Annotated in this window: 20 protein-coding genes and 1 pseudogene; 12 read left to right on the forward strand and 9 right to left on the reverse strand. The window is 62.3% G+C overall.

Annotated features, from left to right (window positions below; all coding sequences use genetic code 11):
- Window positions 1–213: 213 nt before the first annotated feature.
- From ABD050_RS07775 to ABD050_RS07805, 7 genes are all read left to right on the forward strand, one after another.
- Window positions 214–915: a polysaccharide biosynthesis/export family protein gene (locus ABD050_RS07775; RefSeq protein ID WP_343888697.1), complete on the forward strand. Its 702-nt coding sequence runs from the start codon at window positions 214–216 to the stop codon at window positions 913–915.
- A gap of 40 nt (window positions 916–955) precedes the next feature.
- Window positions 956–3,175, forward strand: a complete 2,220-nt coding sequence (locus ABD050_RS07780; RefSeq protein WP_343888698.1) for a GumC family protein — start codon at window positions 956–958, stop codon at window positions 3,173–3,175.
- Between the two features lie 5 nt (window positions 3,176–3,180).
- A complete protein-coding gene (locus ABD050_RS07785) occupies window positions 3,181–4,392 on the forward strand; it encodes a tetratricopeptide repeat protein (RefSeq protein ID WP_343888699.1) in 1,212 nt (403 codons plus the stop codon).
- Between the two features lie 3 nt (window positions 4,393–4,395).
- Window positions 4,396–5,799, forward strand: coding sequence for an O-antigen ligase family protein (locus tag ABD050_RS07790; protein ID WP_343888700.1), 1,404 nt, complete (start codon window positions 4,396–4,398; stop codon window positions 5,797–5,799).
- A 40-nt stretch (window positions 5,800–5,839) separates the two neighbouring features.
- Window positions 5,840–6,913, forward strand: a complete 1,074-nt coding sequence (locus ABD050_RS07795; protein ID WP_343888701.1) for a glycosyltransferase family protein — start codon at window positions 5,840–5,842, stop codon at window positions 6,911–6,913.
- Window positions 6,914–6,997: 84 nt separating this feature from the next.
- Window positions 6,998–8,302, forward strand: a complete 1,305-nt coding sequence (locus ABD050_RS07800; RefSeq protein ID WP_343888702.1) for a hypothetical protein — start codon at window positions 6,998–7,000, stop codon at window positions 8,300–8,302.
- Window positions 8,303–8,354: 52 nt separating this feature from the next.
- Window positions 8,355–9,518 carry a glycosyltransferase family 4 protein gene (locus ABD050_RS07805; RefSeq protein WP_343888703.1) on the forward strand — a complete coding sequence of 388 codons (1,164 nt, stop codon included), beginning with the start codon at window positions 8,355–8,357 and terminating at the stop codon, window positions 9,516–9,518.
- 33 nt (window positions 9,519–9,551) lie between these two features.
- Here the strand turns inward: ABD050_RS07805 and ABD050_RS07810 are convergent, their stop codons facing one another.
- Window positions 9,552–10,679 (reverse strand): glycosyltransferase family 4 protein, encoded by a 1,128-nt coding sequence (locus ABD050_RS07810; RefSeq protein WP_343888704.1) that lies wholly within the window; start codon window positions 10,677–10,679, stop codon window positions 9,552–9,554.
- On the reverse strand, window positions 10,676–11,497 hold the full coding sequence (locus ABD050_RS07815) for an FkbM family methyltransferase (protein WP_343888705.1): 822 nt from the start codon (window positions 11,495–11,497) through the stop codon (window positions 10,676–10,678). Before ABD050_RS07815 ends, ABD050_RS07810 begins: the two co-directional genes overlap by 4 nt.
- A 321-nt stretch (window positions 11,498–11,818) precedes the next feature.
- On the opposite strand from ABD050_RS07815, the gene ABD050_RS07820 reads away from it, so the two are divergent.
- A complete protein-coding gene (locus tag ABD050_RS07820) occupies window positions 11,819–12,943 on the forward strand; it encodes a glycosyltransferase family 4 protein (RefSeq protein ID WP_343888706.1) in 1,125 nt (374 codons plus the stop codon).
- A 197-nt stretch (window positions 12,944–13,140) separates the two neighbouring features.
- On the opposite strand, the gene ABD050_RS07825 is transcribed toward ABD050_RS07820, so the two are convergent.
- A complete protein-coding gene (locus tag ABD050_RS07825) occupies window positions 13,141–14,286 on the reverse strand; it encodes an acyltransferase family protein (RefSeq protein WP_343888707.1) in 1,146 nt (381 codons plus the stop codon).
- Between the two features lie 468 nt (window positions 14,287–14,754).
- Here ABD050_RS07825 and ABD050_RS07830 point away from each other — a divergent pair, with 468 nt between their 5' ends.
- The 3 genes from ABD050_RS07830 to ABD050_RS07840 are packed head-to-tail and all read left to right on the forward strand — an operon-like array spanning window position 14,755 to window position 17,332.
- A complete protein-coding gene (locus tag ABD050_RS07830) occupies window positions 14,755–15,918 on the forward strand; it encodes a glycosyltransferase (protein ID WP_343888708.1) in 1,164 nt (387 codons plus the stop codon).
- Window positions 15,918–16,475, forward strand: a complete 558-nt coding sequence (locus ABD050_RS07835; RefSeq protein WP_343888709.1) for an LbetaH domain-containing protein — start codon at window positions 15,918–15,920, stop codon at window positions 16,473–16,475. Before ABD050_RS07830 ends, ABD050_RS07835 begins: the two co-directional genes overlap by 1 nt.
- The gene (locus tag ABD050_RS07840; RefSeq protein ID WP_343888710.1) at window positions 16,472–17,332 is read left to right on the forward strand and encodes a glycosyltransferase family 2 protein; all 861 of its coding nucleotides are present in this window, start codon (window positions 16,472–16,474) and stop codon (window positions 17,330–17,332) included. The genes ABD050_RS07835 and ABD050_RS07840 overlap by 4 nt, the downstream gene beginning before the upstream one ends.
- Window positions 17,333–17,359: 27 nt before the next feature.
- Here the strand turns inward: ABD050_RS07840 and ABD050_RS07845 are convergent, their stop codons facing one another.
- The 3 genes from ABD050_RS07845 to ABD050_RS07855 form a co-directional block, all read right to left on the reverse strand.
- The gene (locus ABD050_RS07845; protein WP_343888711.1) at window positions 17,360–18,361 is read right to left on the reverse strand and encodes a GDP-mannose 4,6-dehydratase; all 1,002 of its coding nucleotides are present in this window, start codon (window positions 18,359–18,361) and stop codon (window positions 17,360–17,362) included.
- Between the two features lie 459 nt (window positions 18,362–18,820).
- The gene (locus ABD050_RS07850; RefSeq protein WP_343888712.1) at window positions 18,821–19,765 is read right to left on the reverse strand and encodes an NAD-dependent epimerase/dehydratase family protein; all 945 of its coding nucleotides are present in this window, start codon (window positions 19,763–19,765) and stop codon (window positions 18,821–18,823) included.
- Window positions 19,766–19,835: 70 nt separating this feature from the next.
- On the reverse strand, window positions 19,836–20,201 hold the full coding sequence (locus ABD050_RS07855) for a hypothetical protein (RefSeq protein WP_343888713.1): 366 nt from the start codon (window positions 20,199–20,201) through the stop codon (window positions 19,836–19,838).
- Between the two features lie 389 nt (window positions 20,202–20,590).
- Here ABD050_RS07855 and ABD050_RS07860 point away from each other — a divergent pair.
- A pseudogene (locus ABD050_RS07860) lies at window positions 20,591–20,854 on the forward strand (IS701 family transposase); the annotation flags it as partial.
- 26 nt (window positions 20,855–20,880) lie between these two features.
- Here the strand turns inward: ABD050_RS07860 and ABD050_RS07865 are convergent.
- Genes ABD050_RS07865 through ABD050_RS07875 form a run of 3 tightly spaced genes read right to left on the reverse strand, consistent with a single transcriptional unit; the run spans window position 20,881 to window position 24,459 of the window.
- Window positions 20,881–21,882, reverse strand: coding sequence for a GDP-mannose 4,6-dehydratase (locus ABD050_RS07865; RefSeq protein ID WP_343888714.1), 1,002 nt, complete (start codon window positions 21,880–21,882; stop codon window positions 20,881–20,883).
- Window positions 21,879–22,976, reverse strand: coding sequence for a glycosyltransferase family 4 protein (locus ABD050_RS07870; RefSeq protein WP_343888715.1), 1,098 nt, complete (start codon window positions 22,974–22,976; stop codon window positions 21,879–21,881). The genes ABD050_RS07865 and ABD050_RS07870 overlap by 4 nt, the downstream gene beginning before the upstream one ends.
- On the reverse strand, window positions 22,969–24,459 hold the full coding sequence (locus ABD050_RS07875) for an oligosaccharide flippase family protein (RefSeq protein ID WP_343888716.1): 1,491 nt from the start codon (window positions 24,457–24,459) through the stop codon (window positions 22,969–22,971). The genes ABD050_RS07870 and ABD050_RS07875 overlap by 8 nt, the downstream gene beginning before the upstream one ends.
- Window positions 24,460–24,468: the final 9 nt, after the last annotated feature.

The raw sequence follows: 24,468 nt of genomic DNA on the forward strand, positions 1-24,468 counted from the left end.
GCTGCGCGAGGGTCTGGCCAGTACCTATCGGTGGTTTGTCGACAATGCCGCGACCGCACGTGTCGGCGACAAAAACCCCTCGCCCGAGCCCGTTCCGGCGGCCTCCGGAACGGGTTGACGGGCGAAGCCGCGCGGTTAAAGGTCTGGAGGCCTGTAACCACATTGACCGTTGGCGATTATTCGTCGCGACTCGCCACGCGTAGGATATTCGAAATGACATCTTTGCATCGTCTACGCGCGATGATCATTGCTCTGCTCGTCCCGATGACTCTTGCCGGCTGTGTCGGTGGGCGAGGTGGTCCGGTTCCCTACGAGGTCAAGGATTTCGGCAGACCGGATGCCCCGGTCGCCGCTGCGCCCGATGTCGAATATCGCATCGGCTCGCTCGATCAGCTGACCGTGACCGTCTACCGGGTTCCGGACCTGTCGGGCGACTTCCAGGTCGACGCGGTCGGCAAGATCTCGATGCCCTTGGTCGGCGACATCACCGCGGTCGGCAAGACCGCTGACGAGCTTGCGGCCGAGATCAAGAAGAAGCTCGGCGACAAATATATGAACGACCCTCAGGTCCAGGTCGCGGTCAAGTCTGCATCGAGCGCCAAGATCACCGTCGATGGGTCAGTGACCTCGCCGGGCGTCTATCCCATGCAGGGCAAAATGAGCCTCATCCAGGCGATCGCGATGGCGAAAGGCACCACCGACGATGCCAATCCGCACCGCGTCGTGATCTTCCGGCAGATCAACGGGCAGCGTCAGGCCGCGGCGTTCGACCTCAAGTCGATCAGGCGCGGCGAGATGGCTGACGCCGAGGTCTTTGGCGACGACATCATCGTGGTCGACGGATCCGCATCAAAGAGCACTTTCAAGAACATCGTCCAGACCGTGCCGTTGCTCGCGCTGTTCCGGCCGTTCTGACGCCAAGGGTCGACACCGACAAGATGGATTTCTCCACTACATGACCGATTCGATCGAAGCCTTTCGCGGAAGCGACGCATCCGCGCTCCCGGCCCTGCAGACCGGGGGCGCCGTTTCGACGACCTTCGCTCAGCCAGCACCGGTCGAAACGGCTGATTCGGAGTTCAATCTTCGAACAATTTTGCTGCTTCTGCTGAAATGGCGTTGGCTGCTGCTCGCCTTCATCATGACCGGCCTGGTCGTTGCCACCGGCTACACGCTGCTCCAGACGCCCTTGTATCGTGCGAGCACGACGATCGAGATCAAGCGCCAGGAAACGCAGATCATGAAGGATTCGTCGGTCGAGCCGATTTCGATCAACGATCCGGCCTATATGGCGACCCAGTTCGGCCTCATCCAGAGCCGCGACCTCGCGGTGAAGGTGGCGCAGAGCCTGAACCTCGCCTCCAACCCGATCTACGCACCCCAGACGCTGCCGCGCGAGGCGCGTGAGAAGATCGCCGTGGCAAAGCTGCGCGGCGGCCTGGCCGTGGCGCCGGTCGGGATCAGCCGGCTGATGACGGTCAGCTTCGTCAGCACCGATCGCAACGAGGCGGCGCGTATCGCCAACGCCTATGCCGACACCTTCATCCAGTCGGGGCTCGAGCGGCGCTACGACGCGACCGCCTATGCGCGCAATTTCCTGCAACAGCGCATCGCGGCCGCCAAGACGGCGCTCGACCAATCGGAACGGCAACTCGTCGCCTATGCCCGGCAGCAGGGCATCATGACGATGGAGCAGCCCCCCGGTCCCGACGGCAAGTCCAGCGGCGGTGGCACCTCGCTCGACCAGACATCGCTCGAGGCGCTGAACGGCGCCCTTTCCGAAGCGCAGAATGCGCGGATGACGGCCGAGGGCCGGTATCAGGAAGCGCTCCACAACGGCGTCACGACCGAGACGATGACGAACTCGACGATCCAGTCCCTGCAGGGCGAGCGAGCGAAGCTGTTCGCGGACTATCAGGAGCGGCTGGGCCAGTTCAAACCAGAGTTCCCGCAGATGCGTGAGCTTCAGGCCCGGATCTCCGCTCTGGACAACCAGATCGCGAAAGAGCGGGCCAATGTCTCGACTGCGTTGCGATCCGAATATCAGGCCGCGGTCTCGCACGAAAACGCGCTCAAGGCGCGTGTGAACCAGCTCAAAGGCTCAGTCATGGATCTGCGCGACCGCAGCATCCAGTACAATATCCTGCAGCGCGACGCCGATACCAATCGCTCGCTCTATGGGGCGTTGCTCGAGCGCTACAAGCAGATCGGTGTCGCCGGCGGCATCGGGGAAAGCCAGGCGACGATCGTCGATCACGCCATCCCGCCGGGTGGCCCGTTCAGCCCGAGGCTGATGATGAACCTCGCCATTGCGTTGCTGATCAGTGCGCTGGCCGGCCTCGCCGTCGTCTTCCTCATCGAATTCATCGACGACACGATCAAGGTACCCGAAGACGTCGAGAACAAGCTGAAGATGAGCGTGATCGGCGTCATTCCGAAGCTCGACAAGGATTCGAGCCTCATCGAGGAACTGTCGACGCCGCGCTCGAAGATGTCGGAGGCCTATTTCACTGCCCGAACGGCGCTGCAATTCTCGGCTCCGGAGGGCACGCCGCGGGTGATGCTGGTGACGAGCACGCGTCCGTCCGAGGGCAAGTCGAGCTCGGCGCTTGGTCTCGCGCAGAGTTTCGCCAAGGTCGGCCTGAAGGTGCTCCTGATCGACGGCGACATGCGCAAGCCGTCGTTCACGGCCAAGGAAGGCGAGCTTGCCGGGCTGTCCGGCCTGCTGGCCGGCGGCAACATCAACGAGCCGAAGATCCTGTCGACCAACGTGACCAATTTATGGTTGCTGCCGAGCGGCCCGATCCCGCCCAACCCGGCCGAGTTGCTGGCGAGCGTGAACCTCGTCCGGCTGTTCGCGGTCGTTCGCGAGCGGTTCGACGTGATCTTCGTCGACGGCCCGCCGATTCTCGGCCTCGCCGACGCCCCCCTGCTCGGTGCTGCCTGTGACGGGACCGTGATGGTGGTCGAATCGGGCGCGATCCGCCGGCCGGCCGCGCTCAACTCGATCCGCCAGCTGCGCTCTTCGGGCGCCCGGGTGATGGGCGTGCTGCTGACCAAATATAGTCCGAAATTCGGCGGCTACGGGTACGGCTATGGTTACGGCTATGGCTATGGCGCCGACGGCGGGGACAACGAGAAAGACAAAAAGCGACGCATCGAGCTGCTGTCCTAGGCGCCATGACCACGAGCCCTGCTGGTATATTCAGGACGATCGGCTTCAAGCTCCTGGGCGCGGCAACCGTGCTCGGCGGCGGCGCCCTCATTCTGTCGGGCGCGCTGGATGCTTCGGTCAGCGACGGCCATCCCGACGGGTTGGGCGGCTTTGCAAAAGGCAGCGTAGCGGCGATGCACCATCGGCTTGTGTCCGATCTGGCGCTGGAAAAGGGCGCGACGATTCCGCTGCGCGATCTGCCGATCGCGACGGCGTTGTTGTCCAAATCCCCCCTGGATCCGGTCGCACAAACTTATCTGGGGCTCGCCGCGCAAGCGAAGGGCGACGTCGCTGCCGCGCATTCACTGATGGAGCTCGCGGTGCGCAGCGACGGCCGGGCGGTTCGGCCGAGAATCTGGCTGATCGACCAGTCCCTCCGCCGTCGTGACTTCAGTGCCGCTGTCGAGCATCTCGACCGCCTGATCATGACGAACCCCGACCGGCGCCAAGTGACGATCAAGGCCATGTCCTCCATCGTTCGTGATCCGGCGAGCCGCGCGCCCCTGGCGAGAATGCTCGCGACCAATCCTAGCTGGCGACAGGAGTTCCTGTATGAGCTTAACCAGCAGGGCATGTCGCCCGACGCCATCTTTGGCCTCACCACCCGTAATTCGGCGAAGACCGAAGCGATTTTCGAGCAAAGCTCATTGCTGCAAACCCTGCTCAAGAACCACGAATATGAGCGCGCCTATCTCGCTTGGATCAACTTCCTTCCGGAATCATCGCTGAAGCAGGTCGGAATCATTTACGATCCCGGCTTTGCTGACCTTCCGGGGCCGGCACCCTTCAACTGGCAGTTGGTAAGCGGCCCTAATGGATCCGCTGAATTCAGCCGTCCGAAAGGCCTGGCCGTAACCTATCTGGGGGCTACGCCGACCATGCTGGCGCAGCAAACGCTGCTCTTGTCGCCTGGTCGATATAGATTTTCAGTCGTCGCGTCCGGTAGCGACGAGTATAATCAGCTCGCCTGGACCATCACCTGCGCCGGCGGAGGCGAGCCGGTTCAGACGACGAAGCTCGCAAATCTCGCTGACAGACAGCGCAGATACAGCACGATATTCGAAATCCCGGCCTCCGGCTGCGAAGCGCAGCAACTGGCGCTTGCAGGATCCCCGGGGGAATTTCCAAAGACCGCCACCGCTGCGATCGACACGGTCCTGATCGAAGCGGCCGAGTAAGCCATGAACAGCAAGCCCACCTCTCGCCGGTCGCGCTCCAAAGGCTCACGCAGCATCATTTCAGCATGGGGCATAGCGATTACGCTCTTTGTCATGCTGTGCATGGCCCTGGGCGGATCAAGCAGCGGCGGCCTTCTGGCAAATATCCTTCTGGAATTGGGCGGAGCGCTCTTTCTCGGCTACGGCGTTTCCCGGCTGGGAATCACGGCACTTTCACGCTCGTCGAAAATCCTTCTCGCAATCGGCGCCTGCTGGGCCGGATGGGGCCTGGTGCAGCTCGTGCCGCTGCCCCCGTCCTTATGGACGCTCGTGCCGGGACGGGACGTGTTGATCCACAGGCTGGAACTGGCGGGCGTTGCGCTGCCATGGATGCCACTCAGCTTGAACCCGGAAGGGACGATTCGGCATCTCGCGTCGCTTTTGCCGCCGTTCGCCGTCGGCATCCTGATCTTGACGCGCCCTCCCGAGGATTCGCGAGGCCTGCGCTGGGCGATCCCGCTTGTCGCACTTGCATCCTTCCTGATTGGCGTACTGCAATTGCTGGGCAATGTGGGTTCGCCCTTATATTTCTATCAGACGACCAATTTGGGCATGGCCGTCGGCCTGATGGCGAACGCCAACCATCAGGCGACGCTGATGCTTTGCGCGATACCGTTTGTGGCATCGCTTGCGGAATCCGGCGCGGACCGGTCGAAACACGCAAGGGGTCTCGACCTGCTCCTCATCGCTGTCGCGGCCATGCTTGCGATCGGCATCGCAATCTCCAATTCCTATGCAGCCTTCATCCTTGCAGTTCCGGTCATCGTCGCCAGTTGGCTGGTCGCGCGGCCGCGATCACTCGGCCCGGCGCGCTATGTTGCGGTCGGCATGGCCGTCGTGGGCGTTGCCGCAGTCGCGCTGGTTCTGATCGCTGGCCCGGACGTACTCGATACGAATACCGTTGGCGGGCCAGGGCAGCTATCGCGTCCAGCGATGTACAGCGTCACCGCAACGGCAATGCTCCACTTCTTCCCGTTGGGCTCTGGCTTTGGCAGCTTCGTGCCAGTCTTCAAACTGTTCGAGAATCCAGCACGCGTGATCGATGTCTTCGCCAATCATTCGCATTCGGACTATCTCGAGCTTGGCCTCGAGGGAGGACTGCCGGCGCTGCTGATGATGGCGGTTTTGCTGCTGTGGTGGTGCCGACAGGCGATCACGATTTGGTCGGCACGATCGCCGCAGCGGTTCAATCGGGCTGCGGTCGTCTCCACGGCGGCAATCCTCCTTCATAGTGCAGTCGATTATCCTGCGCGGACCAGCACCATCGCGGTAGTACTCGCCGCCGGGCTCGCGCTCATGGCGACGCGCGTGGTAAAGGCAGCGGAAGAAGACGAAGTTGCGACAGGCCGACATTTGAGGGCCGAGTGACGACCTTTCGCTCGGACAAGAACACAGGTGGCTACCGCTCATGATTGCTCAGGTCGACGTCAACACGATCTGGCGACGGCAATTCGGACTGGCGGTGCGTCGGCGATGGCCCGACACCCTTTTGGTGTCTCCTCGCAAAGTCTCGCTGAGAGGCGGCGGTGCGGCTGAAGATGGCGTGCTTTCCGTTGGCCTGCCGCCGGGTTGGGCGACGCGGACCTCGGCGGTCGCGATGCCGATCCTCGGTTGCAAGTTACGATCTCAGGCGGCGAGGAGAGGCGGGAGAATCGAAACGATCATCTTCACATCGTTTCACTATCTGCCGCTGGCACGCGCTCTCCAGGGCGACACTCAGATCATCTACTACTGCTCGGACGATTATTCCGGTTACGACGGCTGGGGCGGCGACGCCGCACTCTCCCGCGAAGGCGAGATGTGCCGGCTCGCCTCGCTATCGATCTTTGTCAGCGCGGCGTTACGGGACAGGGCGATCTCCAGCTACGGCGTGGATCCGGCAAGGTGTATCGTTGCCGCAAATGCGTCCGAACCGCGATTTTCCGAACCGACCCAGCTTCCTGCGGGTCTTGCGGCGCTGCCCAAGCCGATTTTCGGCACTGTCGGCGTTCTCGGCGACCGGATCGATTATAAGTTCCTCGACGCGGTGGCACGCTCACCCGAAGTCGGGTCGCTGGCGCTGGTTGGGCCGGTCACTGCGTCGGCAGACACCGAGGCAGCGATCACGCAACTCAGACACAATGCCAAGGTCCATTGGTTCGGGTCCCAGCCCCATGATCAGATTCATATGTGGATGGCGGGAATCGATGTCGCTGTGATCCCTTATGTGAGCAGTAATTTCAATCACTTCTGCTCTCCGATGCGCCTTTGGGACCATCTCGCCATTGGCCAGCCCATCCTTGCGACCGAAGCCTGTGATCAGGTGTCGCGCCATCCCGGCATTTGGGTGGTGCCAGAATCCGGCGAGGCCCTGGACCGCCAAGTCGCGGGGGCAGTGCGGGAATATGCCACAGGCCGCAATCCACGACTTGAGACTTGGGACGACCGCGTAGCGCTGATCGCGGCGTGGCAAGAGGAGCAACAAGGTCGAGGCGCACAATAGCCCCGCTAATTTGATTGCGATTCATGGCGATCTGGGCAACAGGAATGGGGACCACGCGTCGCGTGGCGCATCTTCGGGAATGATATGAGTCCTTCGCTGACCATTCTCTCCATCGTCGTGATTGCGCTCGGTGTCGTCCCCCTGATTTGGCCGCGGGCGATTTTCGAATATCCGTTCGTGGTCGGCATGCTTCTCTCGGTCTGGCTGCTGCCCCAGGCATGGGCGGTTGAACGCGACGGCCTGGCAGGCGCTTTCGATCCGACCGAAACCTGGACCTACATGACGCTGTGCATCATCTTCCTGTGCGCTGGCTATATTGCCGGCCGCATGATCGGGAAGCAGCGCGCCGCCAAAGTCCGGGCGGTGATCGGATCGATGTACAATGAGAAGCGGATGACACAGGCGTCGGCGGCGCTGATCGCCGTTGGTGCAATTTCCTATGTCCTGATGGAGCGCATGGCCGCCACCAATGATTATACTGGCGGCTGGACCGGCATTATCATCGTTTACGGGCTGCTTGCGATGTGCCTCGTCTTCGGTGCCGCGCTGACTTTCCTGATATTCTTGCGGACCGGCGACAAATTTGCGCTGATTTTGTTCGTCACCGCCACCGGTATTTATCTTCCCATCCTGCTGATTTCGGTGAAGCGCGAGTTCATTTTCGATTTCGCGGTCATCATATTCGGGGGTCTGTTCCTGGTTAGGAAGATCGTTCCGCCGAGGATCGTCCTTATCGCACTTTGCCTTATTGGCGGGTTTATCATCAACAAGGCAGGAGATATTCGCGGCTACGTCCATGACAATGATTCGTCGCTGGTCGGCGCCCTTACCTCGGCGGACGTTCTTTCCGGCCAATATGCCAGCAAGAGCGGGGTTGAAGCAGCTGAGGTGACTGGCGCGGTTACCGATATCGCAATCGCATCCGAATTGGGCGACTATCATCCATTTGTGGGACTGTATAATGGCATGGTATCGCGATACTTTCCTGCCGTAATCTTCGGGCGGAATGCGAAAGATTCGCTGATGGTAAAGACGGAAGAGGCAAATCCGCTGAGCAATAGAGCGATGGCGCACGGCGCTACGCGAACCGGATTTTCCGACACCTTCCTTGACTATTGGTATTTTGGGGTGCTGGCTTTCGTTTCTCTTGGTGTCTTGTTCGGGTGGCTCTATAGTTTCGCAATCGCCGGCGGCCTGCGTGACCAATATCTATTCGTATCATTGCTTGGCGGCGGGCTACACGCCCTGACTCATGGCTATAATGAACTGGTCTGCAGTCTGCCTTTCATGTTCCTGATCGTCTGGTTGCCGTTCCGCTACGCTCGCGTCACCAAGGCGGAGCGGCAGAAAATGGGCCTCCTCACCGGAGAGGCCGGCGTGCGCTCATGAGGTTCGGTTGGGGAATCCCGGCGTCCGGGAACAAGCGTCCGAGCGTTGCCCAATGCGAGCATTGCTGATCCAGCCGGGCGCTCGACACGGCTACGCTCTTGCCCGATTTCTCCAGCAAGCCGGCGCCTTGCAGGGCCTTTATACCGATTTTGCAGTGACCGCCGGCTCAGTCGACCACATGCTGGTCAACGCGCTTGCCGCCATCGGCATTGGAGGGAAACTCTCTCGCCGCGTGATCGAAGGCGTGCCCGCGAGCGCCTTGCGTCGCCATTCCCTGCCGACGCTCCTGGCACGAAAATTCTCGCCCAACCTGCCGGAGCGCTGGAATTTCCGGGAAGCGGACCTGCGACAGGCCGACATCGTCTATGCTCAATATTTCGTCGGCGGCGCCCAGTTCGACGAGCTTACCGCGCATCGCGCGCGCTTCATATCGGACGTCTTCATCATGCCCTCCGCACATCGGATCGGCAGCCGCGAGGCAGTGCTTTTCCCGGATTGGGGAGAAGCTCCCCTCTCGCGCGAGGCGGGGGCAGCTCTCGACGCAGTGAGCGTCGCGATGATCGAGCGCTCCCATGCGCTGTTCTGCCCGTCGCAAAGCGTCATTGACGATGTCGCGACCTATCTCCCCTCCGCTCGCGCGAAATGCCGATTGGTGCGCTACGGTTCGAGCCTCAGTTTTCCCGAGCCCGGCCGCCCCATTCCAAAGCGAATATTGTTCGCCGGATCGATCCAGTTGCGCAAAGGCCCGCAATATCTTGCCCAGGCCGCTGCCCGTATCGCGCGGATCGATCCCGATATTCGCTTCGTGTTCGCCGGCGGCGTGCCCGCCGCCGCGGCCGAACAACTCAGCGCGCCCAACATCGAATTACTCGGCCATGTGTCGCGCGAGCGTATGCGCGCCGAATTCCTGCAAGCGGATATCTTCGCCTTTCCGTCGCTCGCCGAAGGCTCTGCCGGGGTTGTCCTCGAAGCCATGGCAGCCGGTCTGCCGATCGTGGCGACGCGGGAAGCCGGCGTTGAGTTCGCCGATGGCGAAAGCGGGATTGTCGTGCCAGCGGCCGACGTCGATGCACTCGAGGCAGCAATCCTCCGGATCGTCGGCGACCGCCCGCTACGCGACGCGATGGCACGATCAGCGCGCGCCGAATTCGCGGCCTATGACGATCATGCCTGGGCGGCGGCCTTTGTCGGCGCGCTGCAGGAATTTGCCCACTGACGATGGCGCTTCCGCACCGCGCCGCACCTCAGATCAGATCAGATCAGCCAGATTCTCGCGGAGCACAGCGGCGGCCGCCTTCCAGGTGAATTGACGTCCGCGCTCAAGGCCACGAGCGACCAGGGCGGATCGCGCGGCATCATCCCTCAACAAGGCGTCCAGGGCCTCGACATGGCGCGCCGGCGAGGCTGGATCGACGAGCATCGCCGCATCGCCGGCGACTTCGGGAAGCGACGATGCCGCGCTTGCAACGACAGCGGTTCCACACAGCATCGCCTCGATCACGGGAATGCCGAAACCTTCGTACAGCGACGGAAACCAGACGATGCTGGCGGCATGATACAGGGAACACAGAGTATCATCGCTGACGAACCCGGCAAGCAGGACGGAGGGGCCGAGCGCCTTTGCCCGGGCCAGATATTCCGGATCGCAAAGTCCGCTCACGACCAGAAGAAGATCGGGATGAATCGCCTGCAGTGTAGGCCAGGCCTTCAGAACCAGATCGGCATTCTTGCGATAGGACAAGCCGCCGGGCAGAAGGATGAAAGGCCTGCCATCAAGGCCGAGGCGCGCGATCTCCGCCTCGCCTGCCGCGTTGGGCGGGAGAAAGAAGCGCTCGGTCACACCGTTGTGGACCACGCGGAGGCGGCCTCGCATGCCGGGGAAGAAATGGGCGAGCCGCTCAGCGGAAAAATGCGAGACCGTGTGAAACATATCGACCTTGCGATCGAGCTTTCGGTACAGAATCTTCCATTTCGCCCGTTGGCGCCAGGAATCGAAATTGGGCGATAGCGCATTGTCTTCGAAATAGGCGGCGTCGTGCAGCGTCACCACGCTCCGGGCGCGACGGGTCGGCACGTACGATTCACTCGCGCAATAAACCACCTCGGCGTCAGGCCACCAGCTTTCGGCGACCGGGCTGTCAGTGAAGAGCCATCGCCCCTGCTGGAGCGAGGTGCCGAGCGCAAAATCATGATAGCGAAATTCAGTCCATGGCGCACCGACCTTGGGGATGTACTCCTGATGGTCGGATCGATCACTCAGGATCCGGATTTCGTCCTTGCCCAGCAGGTCAAGCTGCTCGATGATATTCCGCGCGACGCGACCCGCACCGGTGGGATTGTAGATCCGGCGCAGGTGCACATAAGCCAGAAGCTTCATCGCGGAATTGCTAGCCAATTCTCTAGTTCGACCCCGGCCACGTCGGCCGGCGTCAGCGCACTTTGGTCAGTCAGGCGGCGCAATTCATAGCCCGCTTCAACTAACATTCGAGCGGGTTCGGTCGCGGCGAATCCCGCCCGCTCGGTCAAGGCCGGGCAAACCTCGAAATAGATGGCGGCGGGGCGAATCTCGTTGAGAACCCGCTGAGCGCCCCGCAGGACCAGCGTCTCGAACCCTTCGACGTCGATCTTCAACAGGCCGATTGAATCGATCCCGCGGCTGGCGGCGAAGGCATCCAGGGTAGTTGCGGGCACTTCCTGGACATGGGCGCCAGCGCCGGTGGCAATGCTAGCCGTGCCTCGCTTGACGGGGTCGTTGTGGAACAAAACCACCCCCTCCGCATCCGAAAGGGCGAAGCGATGGCAAAAGACATTCTGGGCGCGATTTCGGGCGATATTTGCCTCCAGCGCAGCGAAGGTCGTTGGGTTCGGCTCAAACGCATGGACTTCCCGGTCGCCAAATCGACGCGCGAGCACGAGGCTGACGAGCCCGACATTCGCCCCGATATCGATGATGGCACCCTCGCCTGTGAAGCTTTCGAAAAAACGGTGCTCCGTCTCATCGATGAATCGCGGCACCGAATGGAATTCGGAGAAATTCGTGAAGTTGCCGATCTCGATGCCACCAAGCAGCCGTCGCGAAGGCTTGCCGCCGGTGCGTGCCGAGCTGACGAGCCACTGGACATATTCGCCCAACAATGCGGGATTACCGGCGATGCTGGCGACATTGCGAACGAGTTTTCGGGCTGGGTTCGCCATGTCAGGCATGCGCCTCGAGCCGAACATCGTGGGAATGGTTCATCGTGAATCCTTGTCTGCGCGCAATCGCATAGTGCCTTCGGATCGATTTGTCCCAACCCCATTGAATCGGGCAGCACAGCGACCTTATGCAACCTCGCTTTTCTATCAAACAACCCGAAGCCGCTGGAAATTTTGCTCGCGAGGCCGGTTAAAGGGCGATACGGGCCAATAGACACACCAGGAGCGGTGAACATTCGCATCGCGATCGCTTTCGACAATTTCGGACCTTATCATGTTGCGCGCCTTGCAGGAGCCGCGCGACATGCGGAGGTGTTGGCGGTGGAAACAGCCGCGACGAGCACGCAATATGGCTGGAATGCGCCAGAGACGCCCACCGACCTCAGGCATGTTGTGCTGTTCGGGAGCGAGGGGGCGATCACCAGGACCAGCCTTGATGATGCGATTGAGCGAGAGCTCGGCACCTTCGCCCCCGATGCGGTGGCCGTTCCGGGCTGGTCGTCGGCGACGGCGCTTGCGATCACACGCTGGGCGGTGAAACACAGCATCCCCGTCATTGCCATGTCAGAGAGCAATGCATGGGATTTCAGTCGCAACCCGGCGACTGAATATTTGAAGCAACGCATTGCCGAATATTTCTCCGCCGGGCTCTGTACCAGCGACGGCCAGGCCGCCTATCTGCTAGCGCTCGGCCTTCCTGCCGATGCGATCTTTCGCGGCTACAATGCAGTCGACAACGACTATTTCGCGCGGGAGGCGGCACGCGCGAAAGGGTCGGCCATGCCGGCGGGGGATCATGGGCAATTGCCTGAGGCAGCGCGCGGGCGCTATTTCCTCGCTTCCTGCCGCTTCATCGCGAAAAAGAATCTGGGGCGAATGCTCGAGGCCTATGCGCTGTTTCGTCGCGATCGGCGCGACGATGCATCGGATTGGCCGTTGATCCTCCTCGGCGACGGTGAGCTCCGGCCCGCGCTCGAGAAGCAGCGAAAGCTGCTAAGGCTCGAGACCCATGTCCATCTGCCCGGCTTTCGCCAATATGAGGAATTGCCCGCCTATTACGGCAGCGCAGGGTGTTTCGTCCATGCCAGCACCACCGAACAATGGGGGCTGGTGGTGAACGAAGCGATGGCCGCAGGCCTTCCGGTCATTGTGTCGGATCGCAGCGGATGCTGCCCGGTCCTGGTTCGTGACGGTATCAACGGCTATAGTTTCGCGCCCGACGATGTCGCGGCGCTGGTCGATGCCATGCGTTCGATTGCCGCCCAACCGGAAGACGAAGCGATGCGCCGGGCCAGCCGCGCGCTGATTGCCGAATGGGGACCCGATCGCTTCGGCAGGGGCATAGCGGCAGCCGCTGAATATGCCGCGGGCGCGCCGACCGCACGACCCTCGCTGATCGCTCGTGCCGCCATGGCCCTCGCCGTCGCACGAACCCCGCTTCGATAAGCGACGCAATGAACCTGGCGATCGTCACCACATCCTGAGGCGGCAAGCCGACGGCATGTTCGCGGTGCAGGCGCCGGCAAACCTGCTTCAGCAGCGCGGGCACAATGCGTCCGTTTCGCGAAACTCTCCGCTGTGTGCGCTTCATGGCATGTCAAACGACTCCGGAGCTTTCCTTTCAGGGTCCCGGCGTGCTTACCTTATGCGCCCGGGATGGCGAGGCGCCGGATGGCCTCCTGCGCGGGCCGCTCGAATGCGAGGTAGGAGAGGCGCGCGATGCCGACCACCAGCCCCACGAACAGTGCAAGGAACCAAGCGCTGGTCACCGCGGTCCGGCCGCCGACCACGCCATCCAGCACCAGAAGCAACACGAGCTGGACCGGGATATGCCAGAGATAGACCCCATAGGAGTTGTCGCCGATCCAGCGCGTCCAACGCGACCCGCGCGCCCATCCTGCAGCTTCGATTGCGCAGACGATGAGGATCATGCCGGGCAAAAGAACGGGCATCAGCCGGCCCACCGGCTGATGCAGCACAACCACGAGCGCAGCCCCTGCGCCGAGCGCTGCAACCCCGGCCAAGGCCAACAACCAAGGCCAATTGCGCAGATGAGGGTAAGCGATGTTGATCGCGGACCCCAGGAAGAAATAAAAGCCGCACTGCCAAAATACTGTGCCCGGCAGATTGAACACGCTCCCTACCGTGAACGCCAGCGACAGTATGATTGGCCCCACCACACCCTTGCGATAAAGAGGCTTCAGCGTAATCCAGAACGCCGCATAGATCGCGACCTCGACCGAGACAGACCAGATCGGCGCGTTGAACGACAGTCCGCGCTGCAACCCCCAATAGGATGCAAAGAACAGGTTCAGGACGAAGTGATACAAGTCGTTGGTCTGGAAGATCTGAAAACTGCCCAGCCAAGCCAGGCGGTAATATTGAAGCGCGGCGACCACGCAGAGGGTCAACAGGTGCAGCGGATACAGGCGGGCGATCCGGGCAACCAGGAACCGGCGTCCGGTCGTCTGGCGCCCGGCATAGGTTGCTGCGAAGACGAAGCCCGAGATCAGCCAGAAGAGCTGTACCGCCCAAAGCCCGTAATCGTAAAAGGGCCAGAGGAATGCATGCAGCGGTTCCAGAGACGGATAGTTCGGGGCGGCCTCCTCCGAGCCGGGCGGAATGAAAAAGTTCAGGTAGTGGAAAAGCACGACCGCGATCGCCGCCAGTCCGCGCAACAGATCAATTGAAGGAAAATAGACGCGCTCGCCACTCGGAGGCCCGATCAAGCTGGAAAGTGTCTGGGAGAGCCTTATCGGTGCGCGCACCTCGCGGGCCGTTACTCCCACGCTGCTGATTCACTACATCGCCCAACCGGACTCTTCTGCCCGTTGCTCAGATCAGTCGAGATGGCAGGAAGGAACCGCATCACCGATTTCATAGCATGTCCCGAGACGCGGGCAACCTGCCGTGCGAGCATGTCGCGAGCACCGGGCCGCGCGGCCCATATCACCCGGGCTTCAGCAGCCCCAGGGACGGGCGCCCCACGGCCGCCAGCTCCGAGCCCATCGCCTGGTCGATGTACTGACGCGTCGCATTTCTGTATCGCTACCAACCGGCCCACCTCGCTGCAGTTTCGAGAGAGGTTCGTATGTTTTGCATTTGCATCCTGCGAGATTGGGAGGCAGGTGGCTGTCACTTTGTTTTGAATTTCCCAAGAGGCAGTCGGCATATCTCCGATACGCACATCGCCCTGCCCGCCCCTCCCTCATGGCCCGACTGACCATGACCATCTCGATCGACAGGACCCCGCTGCGATGACCGGCAAGATGAGCCTTGGCATCGTGACGGCATCGCTAAGCCCGGAGGCGGGCGGCATGTTCGAAGCCGTTCAGGCACCGGCGAACCTGCTCCAGCAGCGCGGGCACAATGTCTCGGTCTATGGCATCGACGATACCGAATTGCCGGCCGCGCTCGATTCCTGGCGCGTCAAACGATTCCGCAGCTTTGCCTCCAAGGGGCCCGCACGCCTGGCCTATGCACCCGAGATGGGCAAGCTCCTCGTCACCAAGCGCTACGATGTGCTTCATCTTCACGGCCTCTGGAACTATCCTTCCTACGCAGCCTCGCGCTGGAACCGCGAACGCTGCGGCAAGCTGGTGATTTCGCCGCACGGCATGCTTGACCCCTGGGCGCTCAGGAATGGCGCCCTCAAGAAACGACTGGCTGGCTGGCTGTACGAGAACGCGAATCTCCGCTCGGCCGGTGCGCTGCGGGCATTGTGTTCCGCTGAAGCTGACGCGATCGCCGCGCTCGGGCTGAAGGTACCGATCGCAATCATACCGAACGGGGTGACCCTTCCCGACCTGGATACGTTACCGCCCCCTTCGCCAAAGAACCGCAAGACCTTGCTGTTTCTCGGGCGCATCCACCCAAAAAAGGGGATTGCGGACCTGATCAGGGCCTGGACGATCGCGGTGAAACAGCTTCCCGCGCTTCACGACGACTGGCAGCTCGAAATCGCGGGCTGGGATGACGGTGATCACCTGCCCCGGCTCGTGACGCTTGCCCGGGAAAGCGGCCTCGCCAATATCTCGTTCCGCGGCCCGCTTTACGGCGCGGCGAAGGACGAGGCGCTGGCCGGGTGCGACGCCTTCATTCTCCCTTCCCGCAGCGAAGGCATGCCGATGTCGGTGCTCGAGGCATGGGCCTATCGCAAACCGGTGTTGATGACGGCCGCCTGCAACATTCCGGAAGGCTTTGCGGCGGGCGCAGCCTTTCCTGTCGAGCACGAACCCAAGGCGCTTGCCGCCAGCCTGATCGAGTTGCTTGATCAGTCCGAAGCGCTTGCGGAAGCCGGCAGGCGCGGTCGCCAGCTCGTCGAGGAGCAATTCACCTGGGATCGGATCACGGATCAGCACGCCGCGCTGTTCGCATGGCTAACCGGCCGCGGCAGCACGCCGGACTTCGTGGTGCGGTGATGGCGGAGCGGACACCTCCCCCCGCCCTCGATATCGAGGCCAATCGCAAGACCGCGAATTATACGCCGGGCGAGCGCCGCGCACGGCTGGCTTGGGCTGCCGGGCGGCTGGTGTTCAGCGCCATTCCGAGGCCTTTTTTCGGCCTCCGCTCGGCCTGGCTTCGCCTGTTCGGCGCGAAGATCGGAAAACATTGCCAGATCTACCCGACGGTCAGGATATTCCTGCCGTCGCAGCTCGAGATCGGCGCGTGGTCGGCGATCGGCGACAGGGTCTCTCTTTACAATCTGGGCGCGATCCGGATCGGCGAACGGGTGACCGTCTCGCAGGGGGCGCATCTGTGCGCGGGCACGCATGATTTTCGTGGACCGAACATGGCGCTGGTGCGGGCGCGGATCACAGTCGGCGACGAAGCGTGGCTCTGTGCCGACAGCTTCGTCGGCCCCGAGGTTACCATCGGCGCGCGCGCGGTGCTCGGCGCGCGGGCAGTGGCGGTGCGCGACGTGGCAGCGGGTGCCATCATGGCGGGCAACCCGGCGCGACAGGTAGGTGAGCGATGACGGTCATCCAATCCGAGGCGTTGCCACTGCCGATCACCGTCGTGGTGCCGACCCGCAACGAGGAGAAGAACCTCGACGCCTGCCTCGCTCGGCTCGACGCCTTTGCGCATGTCTGGGTGGTCGATTCGCGCAGCACTGACGGAACCCGCGCGATCGCCGAGCGCCACGGCGCCCGCTGGATCGATTTCGACTGGTCGGGCGAATTCCCGAAGAAGCGCAACTGGGTACTGATCAACCATCCTCCGGTCACCCCCTGGGTGCTGTTCCTGGATGCCGATGAGCGCGTGACCGAAGCGTTCGTCGCCGAAGCGCGACGGGTGCTGGCTGACGAGCGCCTGAGTGCAGCGGCCGGATTCTGGCTCAACTACGACAATCATTTCATGGGGCGGGTGCTCCGCCACGGCGTGCCGCAGCGCAAGCTCGCGCTTTTCCGCGTCGGCGCCGGCCTTTACGAACGCATCGAGGACAGGCGCTGGAGCAATCTCGATATGGAGGTGCACGAACATCCGGTGCTGAACGGCACGGCGGGCGAGATCGCAGCCCCTATAACCCACCTCGATTATCGCGGGATCGATCATTATGTCGCGCGGCACGACGCCTATGCGAGCTGGGAAGCGAAACGCCATGCCGACCTGCTGGCGCGAGGCGACGCTGCCTGGGGCGCGCTCACGCCTCGTCAACGGACGAAATACCGCAACCTCGCTCGCTGGTGGTTCGCCCCCGCCTATTTCCTCGGCACCTATGTGGTGCGGCTCGGCTTTCTGGATGGCGCGGCGGGCTTTCACCATGCCGTGCTGAAGATGATCTACTTCTACCAGATCCGCCTGAAGATCGTCAGCGACGCCCGCTCCAAATAGGGCTTGATTGCCTGCTTTCGGCCACCTTCAGCTACGGCCCTGACGTTTGAGGTGGGCGAGATCCGCGCGGACCATGATTTCCGCCAGTCCGGCGGCGTGAGTCTTCGCTTTCCACCCAATCGCTGCCTTGGCACGTGACGGATCGCCGACAAGCAGCTGAGCATCGGCAGGTCGCAGGAAGCGATCGTCGCAGTCGACATGATCTTTCCAGTCAAGGCCGACGCTCGTGAAAGCGTGGTCGAGAAACTCCCGCACCGTCGTCGACGTGCCGGTCGCGATGACCAGATCCTCGGGCGCCTCGGCCTGCAGCATCAGCCACATCGCCTCGACATATTCGGGTGCATAGCCCCAGTCCCGCGCGCCATCCAGATTACCCAGAGTCAGCCGTTCCGGCTCACCGAGCGCGATCCGGGCAGCGGCCTGCGTAATCTTTCGAGTCACGAACGAAGGCTCCCGCCTCGGCGATTCATGATTGTAGCAGATCGCGTTGCAGCAAAAGAGACCGAAGCTATTGCGATAGACGCGGGCCATCTGCACCGCGAACGCCTTGGCGACGCCATAGGGTGTCGCGGGGTCGACTGGACTCTGCTCGTTTTGCGGGGCCGTTTTCGGCGTCCCGAAAATCTCGCTGCTGCCAGTGTTGAGGAAGCGCGGTGGTTTTTCCAGATCGCGGATGATCTCGAGAATCCTGAGCGTGCCCATCGCCGTGAAGTCGCAGGTCGATTCAGGGATTTCGAAGCTCAGGCCGACATGGCTCTGCCCGGCGAGATGATAAAATTCGTCAGGCTGGATCCGGCGCAGCAGGCGGCGCAGCGTCGTGACGTCGTCGAGATCGCCGTAATGGAGGAAGAGCCGGCTGCCATAAATATCGTGATCGGCAGTCAAGTGATCGAGCCGGGGACGGTCAACCAGGCTTGCCCGGCGCACGATGCCGTGGACGACATAGCCCTTCGATAGCAGCAACTCGGTGAGATAGGAACCGTCCTGCCCGCTGATACCGGTGATGAACGCCGTGGGCGCATCAGTCATGCACACCCCTTCCCGGGCATGCCGGACACCAGCGCACGCAAATAGCTCTCCCAGCGCTCGACCAGCACGGAGTAGGAAAACCGGTCTCGATAATGACGTTGCAGTCCGGACCCGTTCACCCGGCCGGCCCAGATCTCCTCCGCGATCTCGGCGACCGCGGGCAGAAACTCGCCGATATCCCCGCTGGTAATCCGGCAATATTGATTTGCGTAATCCGGAATGCCGCCAACCCCGTTTGCGACAAAAGGCGTCGGGCAATCCCGCTGTTATCCGATGAGAGCGGGAGACAGCGGCGGAACAGCGGGCCATCGGGGGGCGAACAGCGGACTGTCTGAAAGAACAGCGGCGGCCGTCGTCGGGCAATAATCGGTCATGTCAAAGAGCACGGGCGGAACGGGTGTAGCGCTCAGCCAACCCATGCCGTCTCACAATCCCGTCCACATATGAATCGCCGATCAGTTATCCCCTGTCCTGCTGGAACCAGGCAGCATAGGCTGCAAGTCCATCCGCCAGGGATCGTTCGACGCGCCAGTCCCACCCAAGCGCCCCGGAGATATCGGCTTCGTAACCGACCGGATCGCCGCTTCGGCGCGTGCCCGAAAATGTCGGTTGCGCTGCGATGCCGAGCGCACGACCCAGCCCCTCAACGATCGTGCGTACATTGGCCGACTGTCCCGTGCCGCCATTGACGATTGGGCAGTCAGCGCTAGCCTGCGAAGCCGCAGTGAGGAGCAGTGCTGCGGCGTCCTCAATGTCAAGCCAGTCTCTCAACTCTTCGCCGGTGCCGGCGAATTCCACCTCGCCTTGAACCAGCTTGACGCAGGCGTCCCAGAGCAGCTGCTTGCGCAAGCCGATTCCGTAGACTGAAAAGAGCCGGACAATTGCCACGTGAATACCAAAGGTTCGTCCGTAGGAACGGCACAGATCCTCCGCGATCTTCTTGTGGACCCCGTAAGGCGATTCGGGATGGAGCGGATCCTCAATCCTGATCGGCATGCGCTCGGCTGTGCCGTAAACCGCCGCGCTCGATGGGAGGACGACCCGGCAACCGGGCGCGTGCAGCCTGACAAAATCAAGTGCCGCAAGGGTGGTATCGACGCTGCGTCGGAAATCCTGCGCAGGATGGGCGATCGAGAAGGCGACGGAACCACTGCCCGCGCATTGAATGAGAACCTCAGGCTCCCCTGCATAGGTCAGCAGCGATTCAACGCTGATATCGCTCACGTGCCACTCTGACAGGCCCCATTCACGCCATTCGTCACGAAGCCAGGTGCCGTGGCCGATGCCGACGACCTGATAGCCGGCGCTCGCAAGAGCCCTGGCGGCATGCCGACCGACAAAACCTGCCGCACCAAGAACCGCCGCCTGTTTCAATCTAAGAACACTCCCTGCAATGAAGATCATGCCCGTATGCCGAAGACCCCTTCAAACAGTTGGATACGGATTGCGAGCCAATAATCGGGCATCGAAGCGTTCAGCGAGGCGAATCACGCGTCGTGCACGAGCACGCAAAATTTTGCTCCGATTGTTCGATGAGCACCCCATACGAGGAATAATCTCGATAATCGCGTTGCAACCGCGACCCGTCCACGCGCCCGGCGGTGATTTTGGTCGAAATTTTCAGCGACTGCGGGCAGGAATTCGGCGATGTCCCTGCTCGTGATCCGGCAATCCTGATTGGCGTAATGCATGACGCGCCCATTCTGTTCACGACGAACGGCATACCGCACGCCATCGGCTCAAGCAGCAACTCTATGCTGAGCGCCGTGCCGACCACCGAATCGAAACACGTGTGGACCAGGCGCCCCGGGTCAGCCGGGCCCGGTTCTTCGCCGCTCATCACCTCGAAAAGGCGCGCTTCCTGATCCGCCGATTTGCGAGCACGCCGCCCATTGCATTTCAGTCCAGTACCGGCGGCGACTGCGACGTCGGAACGCTCCTGCCGAGTGCCGGGAAGCCGCGCAGCGCGTCCCCGCGCGCTCACAATGATCCACGAAATAGCCGCGAACATAGCCGCGAACGGGCCAGGGTCTTTCGGGCTGATCCGCGGGCGGCTGAAGAATCTGGCGCAGATGCTCGATGCCCGTGCATTGTTCCGAAGGGATCGCGGTTACGATCCGGTCGATTGGCCCCCGGTTCTCATGCGCGACGGCGAGCTTGGCCTGGCACTACAGTTGCGCATTGAGGGAAACTCTGAATCAATAGCTCTCCATGGCAAGGAGGGCGTGGATGACGGGTGTGTCGATCGAAACGACGCTGGAGCTTTGGGCATCGTCGCTGCGCGAGGTGAAGGCGCGTATACGCGCGCTTTTCACGCAGGAACGAGTTGCGGCATCTGCCTACCTTTTGCTGGATGGTTTGTTGGGTAACGAGCGGCGCAAGACTGGCTGGATGCGTGCATAGGCGGCGGCAGATCCCGCCCCGTGGCGGCAGCAGGCTATCCTGGGCTGTGGTCGGTGGGACGCGGAGGCCTTGCGCGACTTCGTACGGGATTAGGTTGTCGAAAACTAGTTCTGGTATCAGCCTGCGGTCTGATGCCGGAGAGCGGCAATGTCGGCGCGCACCATGATCTCGGCGAGTTCGGCCGCTCCGGTCTGCGCCTCCCACCCGATCGTCGCCTTGGCGCGTGCGGGATCGCCGACAAGCAGTTTGGCGTCCGCGGGGCGCAGGAAACGCTCATCGCAGGCGACATGCTCGCGCCAATCGAGGTTCACGCACCCAAAGGCATATTCAAGGAACTGCCGGACGGTCGTCGATGTTCCGGTTGCGATCACAAGGTCCTCGGGCGCGTCCACCTGCAACATCCGCCACATCGCCTCGACATATTCGGGCGCATAGCCCCAGTCGCGCGCACCATCCAGATTACCCAGAGTCAGCCGTTCCGGCTCACCGAGTGAAATCCGGGCCGCTGCCTGGGTGATCTTGCGGGTCACGAACGACGGCCCTCGCCGCGGCGATTCGTGATTGTAGCAGATCGCGTTGCAGCAAAAGAGACCGAAGCTGTCGCGATAGACACGAGTCATCTGGACCGCGAACGCCTTGGCGACCCCGTAGGGAGTCGCGGGATCGACCGGGCTCTGCTCGTTCTGCGGCGCATGCTTCGGCGCGCCGAAGATCTCGCTGCTGCCAGTGTTGAGGAAGCGCGGTGGTTTTTCCAGATCGCGGATGATCTCGAGAATCCTGAGCGTGCCCATCGCCGTGAAGTCGCAGGTCGATTCAGGGATTTCGAAGCTCAGGCCGACATGGCTCTGCCCGGCGAGATGATAAAATTCGTCAGGCTGGATCCGGCGCAGCAGGCGGCGCAGCGTCGTGACATCGTCGAGATCGCCATAATGGAGGAAGAGCCGGCTGCCATAAATATCGTGATCGGCAGTCAAGTGATCGAGCCGGGGACGGTCAACCAGGCTTGCCCGGCGCACGATGCCGTGGACGACATAGCCCTTCGATAGCAGCAACTCGGTGAGATAAGAACCGTCCTGACCGCTGATACCGGTGATGAACGCCGTGGGAGCGTCAGTCATGCACGCCCCTTCCCGGGCATACCGGACACCAGCGCACGCAAATAGCTCTCCCAGCGCTCGACCAGCACGGAGTAGGAAAACCGGTCTCGATAATGACGTTGCAGTCCGGACCCGTTCACCCGGCCGGCCCCGATCTCCTCCGCGATCTCAGCGACCGCGGGCAGAAACTCGCCGATATCCCCGCTGGTAATCCGGCAATATTGATTTGCGTAATCCGGAATGCCGCCAACCCCGTTTGCGACAAAAGGCGTGCCGCATGCCATCGCCTCGAGCAATACAAGCGGCGCGCCCTCAGCGCCGGTCGTCGGGAGAAGCAGCAGATCAATTCCCCTGAGCAGGTCGACATAAGCCTGGCCTTGAGCATAGCGGCCGTGCAGCCGGATCGATTTGCCCAGGCCGAGTTCAGCGATTCGCGCCTCGATGGCCGGCCGCTCGTCGCCGGTACCATAGACGTCCAGCGATTCCAGAAACTCCGACAATGCGCCCCATTGCTCGACGAGAAAACCAACCCCCTTGTGAAGCGCAAGCCGGCCGAAATAGGCGGCGCGCAACTTGCCAGCAGGCGCGATGACGCCGCGATCGGGTATCGTGGCCAGTAATTCGAGCGGCTCGGGCAACGCCGGGATTGTCGCCCGCTTGCCCCGCCAATGGAATTCGCGGCAAAATCTTTCCTCGACGGTACTGGCCTGCCCGACGATCGCGTCGAAGCCGGCATGCACAAGCCAGCGCGGATCGAGAAGGCCAATCCGCTCCCCGCTCATCACCTCGAAAAAAACGCGGTGCTTGATACGACGATTGGCAAGCACGCCGCCCATCGCCTTCCAACCAGTGCCGACCACTACCGCTACATCGAATCCGGTCTTGCCCAGCGTCGCGAAACCGCGAAGGGTGTCGGCCAGGTCGCTATAATGGTCGACGGCGTACCCGCGATCCGGCCACAGGCTCTCCGGCTGCCCAGGCAACGGCATGGGCGAAATGACGCGAACGTGATGCCCCCGCTCGGCAAGGCCGTGGGCAAGCCAATGGGTATGCGTCGTGATCCCGCCTTCGCCATGGGCATAGCCGACCAGCAGCACTGACAAGGCATCAGCCACCGGGATTGCCCCCGGCGTCGCCCGGGGCGGGGCGCGCGAAGTGCATCGACACCGGACGCCAGAAATCGCGCACCATGGCGTCGAACTCGGCCGGTCGTCGCTTCAGCGCAAGCGCGATCGCGGCAAGGACCACGACGATGCCGATGACGATCGGCGGCTGGGCGGGCCAGGCGAACAGGCAGATGGCAAGCGCGACCACGAGCGACAGTGCTTCCGGCCCGACGACGATCGCCATCAGGCGCCAGGACCGTGTGACGGTGACGCGAGCACTCAGGAACATCAGGTTTCGCCCCATATACGCCAAACACGCCCCTGGCACGCCCCAAGCGTCCACCAGAAAATACATGAGCAGGCAATAGGGTAGGAGGATCGCCGCTGCGACAGCCGCGCTTGTTCCGGGCCTGCCCTGGGCCAGCAGTCGGAAATAGAGTATCGCGGCCATTGCCTCCATCCAGAACGCTGGCAGCAGCAATTGCATGGGCAAGGTCGCAACCCTTGCGAAGGCCGGCCCCATCCACAGTCGGAGAAAGGGTTCTGCAAGGAACTCGCCGGCGACGAAGCACGGCGTGATCATCGCAACCATCGCGATGACCTTGCCGGTGAGGATCGCCTCCTCTTCAGCCGACCGGCTCGCCATTTGCGGAAGCGCGACGGTGCCGAGGCTGGTGGGGAAGATCATCACTCGGGCAAGCACGCTGGCCGGCACCGTATAATAGCCGACCGCCGCCGGGCCGGCGACCACCCCCAGAATGAAGCGATCAGCCGACGAAGCCGCCAATTCGATCAGGCCGCTAATCGACATCCACATGCCGTAATTGGCCAGAGCACGCGCCGACCGCGCGGATATGCTCGGTCTCGCACCCTGCAGCGCCATAAACTGCGACACGAGGATCCCGGCCAGCACCATGATCGCCCTGCCCGCCAGCGTCGCCAGGATCAGGACGTTCAGGGAGGGCGATATCAGCAGCGCGGCCAGCACCGGGAGCAGGATCGACAGGGCCGGGCCGATCGCGCCCAGAACAGCGTTCGCGACGAAATATTCGCGGCCGATCAGGAAGCCGTTGATCGTCGTCAGCAGGATGGTCGAGACGCCGATCGCGAACAGCGGCAGCGCCGAATGGAACAGCTCGGCGCTGATTGCCGGGGTCAGCTTGAAGATGTTGCCGAAGCCGCCGCCGACCAGCGCGAACAGCACGCCACCGGCAATCAGGCCGACCGGCACGCTGATCGCCATCGCAGTCCAGAAATAATCGGCCTGGCGAGCGATATCCGACCGCGCCTCGTTTGCGATCCGGTAGGTCAACGCAGCACCCATTCCGAAATCGAACGCGGCAAAGAAGGTCAGGAAGACCCAGATGATCCCGAGGATGCCGTATCGCTCGGCACCGATGACGTGGAAATATAAAGGGGTAAGCGCCGCAAACAGCGCCAGTCCGGCAATGGCACCGGCCAGATTGATGAAACTGTTGCGGCGGATTGCCATGCCAGTGGC

This window comes from Sphingomonas oligophenolica, assembly GCF_039522915.1.
In the GTDB taxonomy this organism is placed as follows: domain Bacteria; phylum Pseudomonadota; class Alphaproteobacteria; order Sphingomonadales; family Sphingomonadaceae; genus Sphingomonas; species Sphingomonas oligophenolica.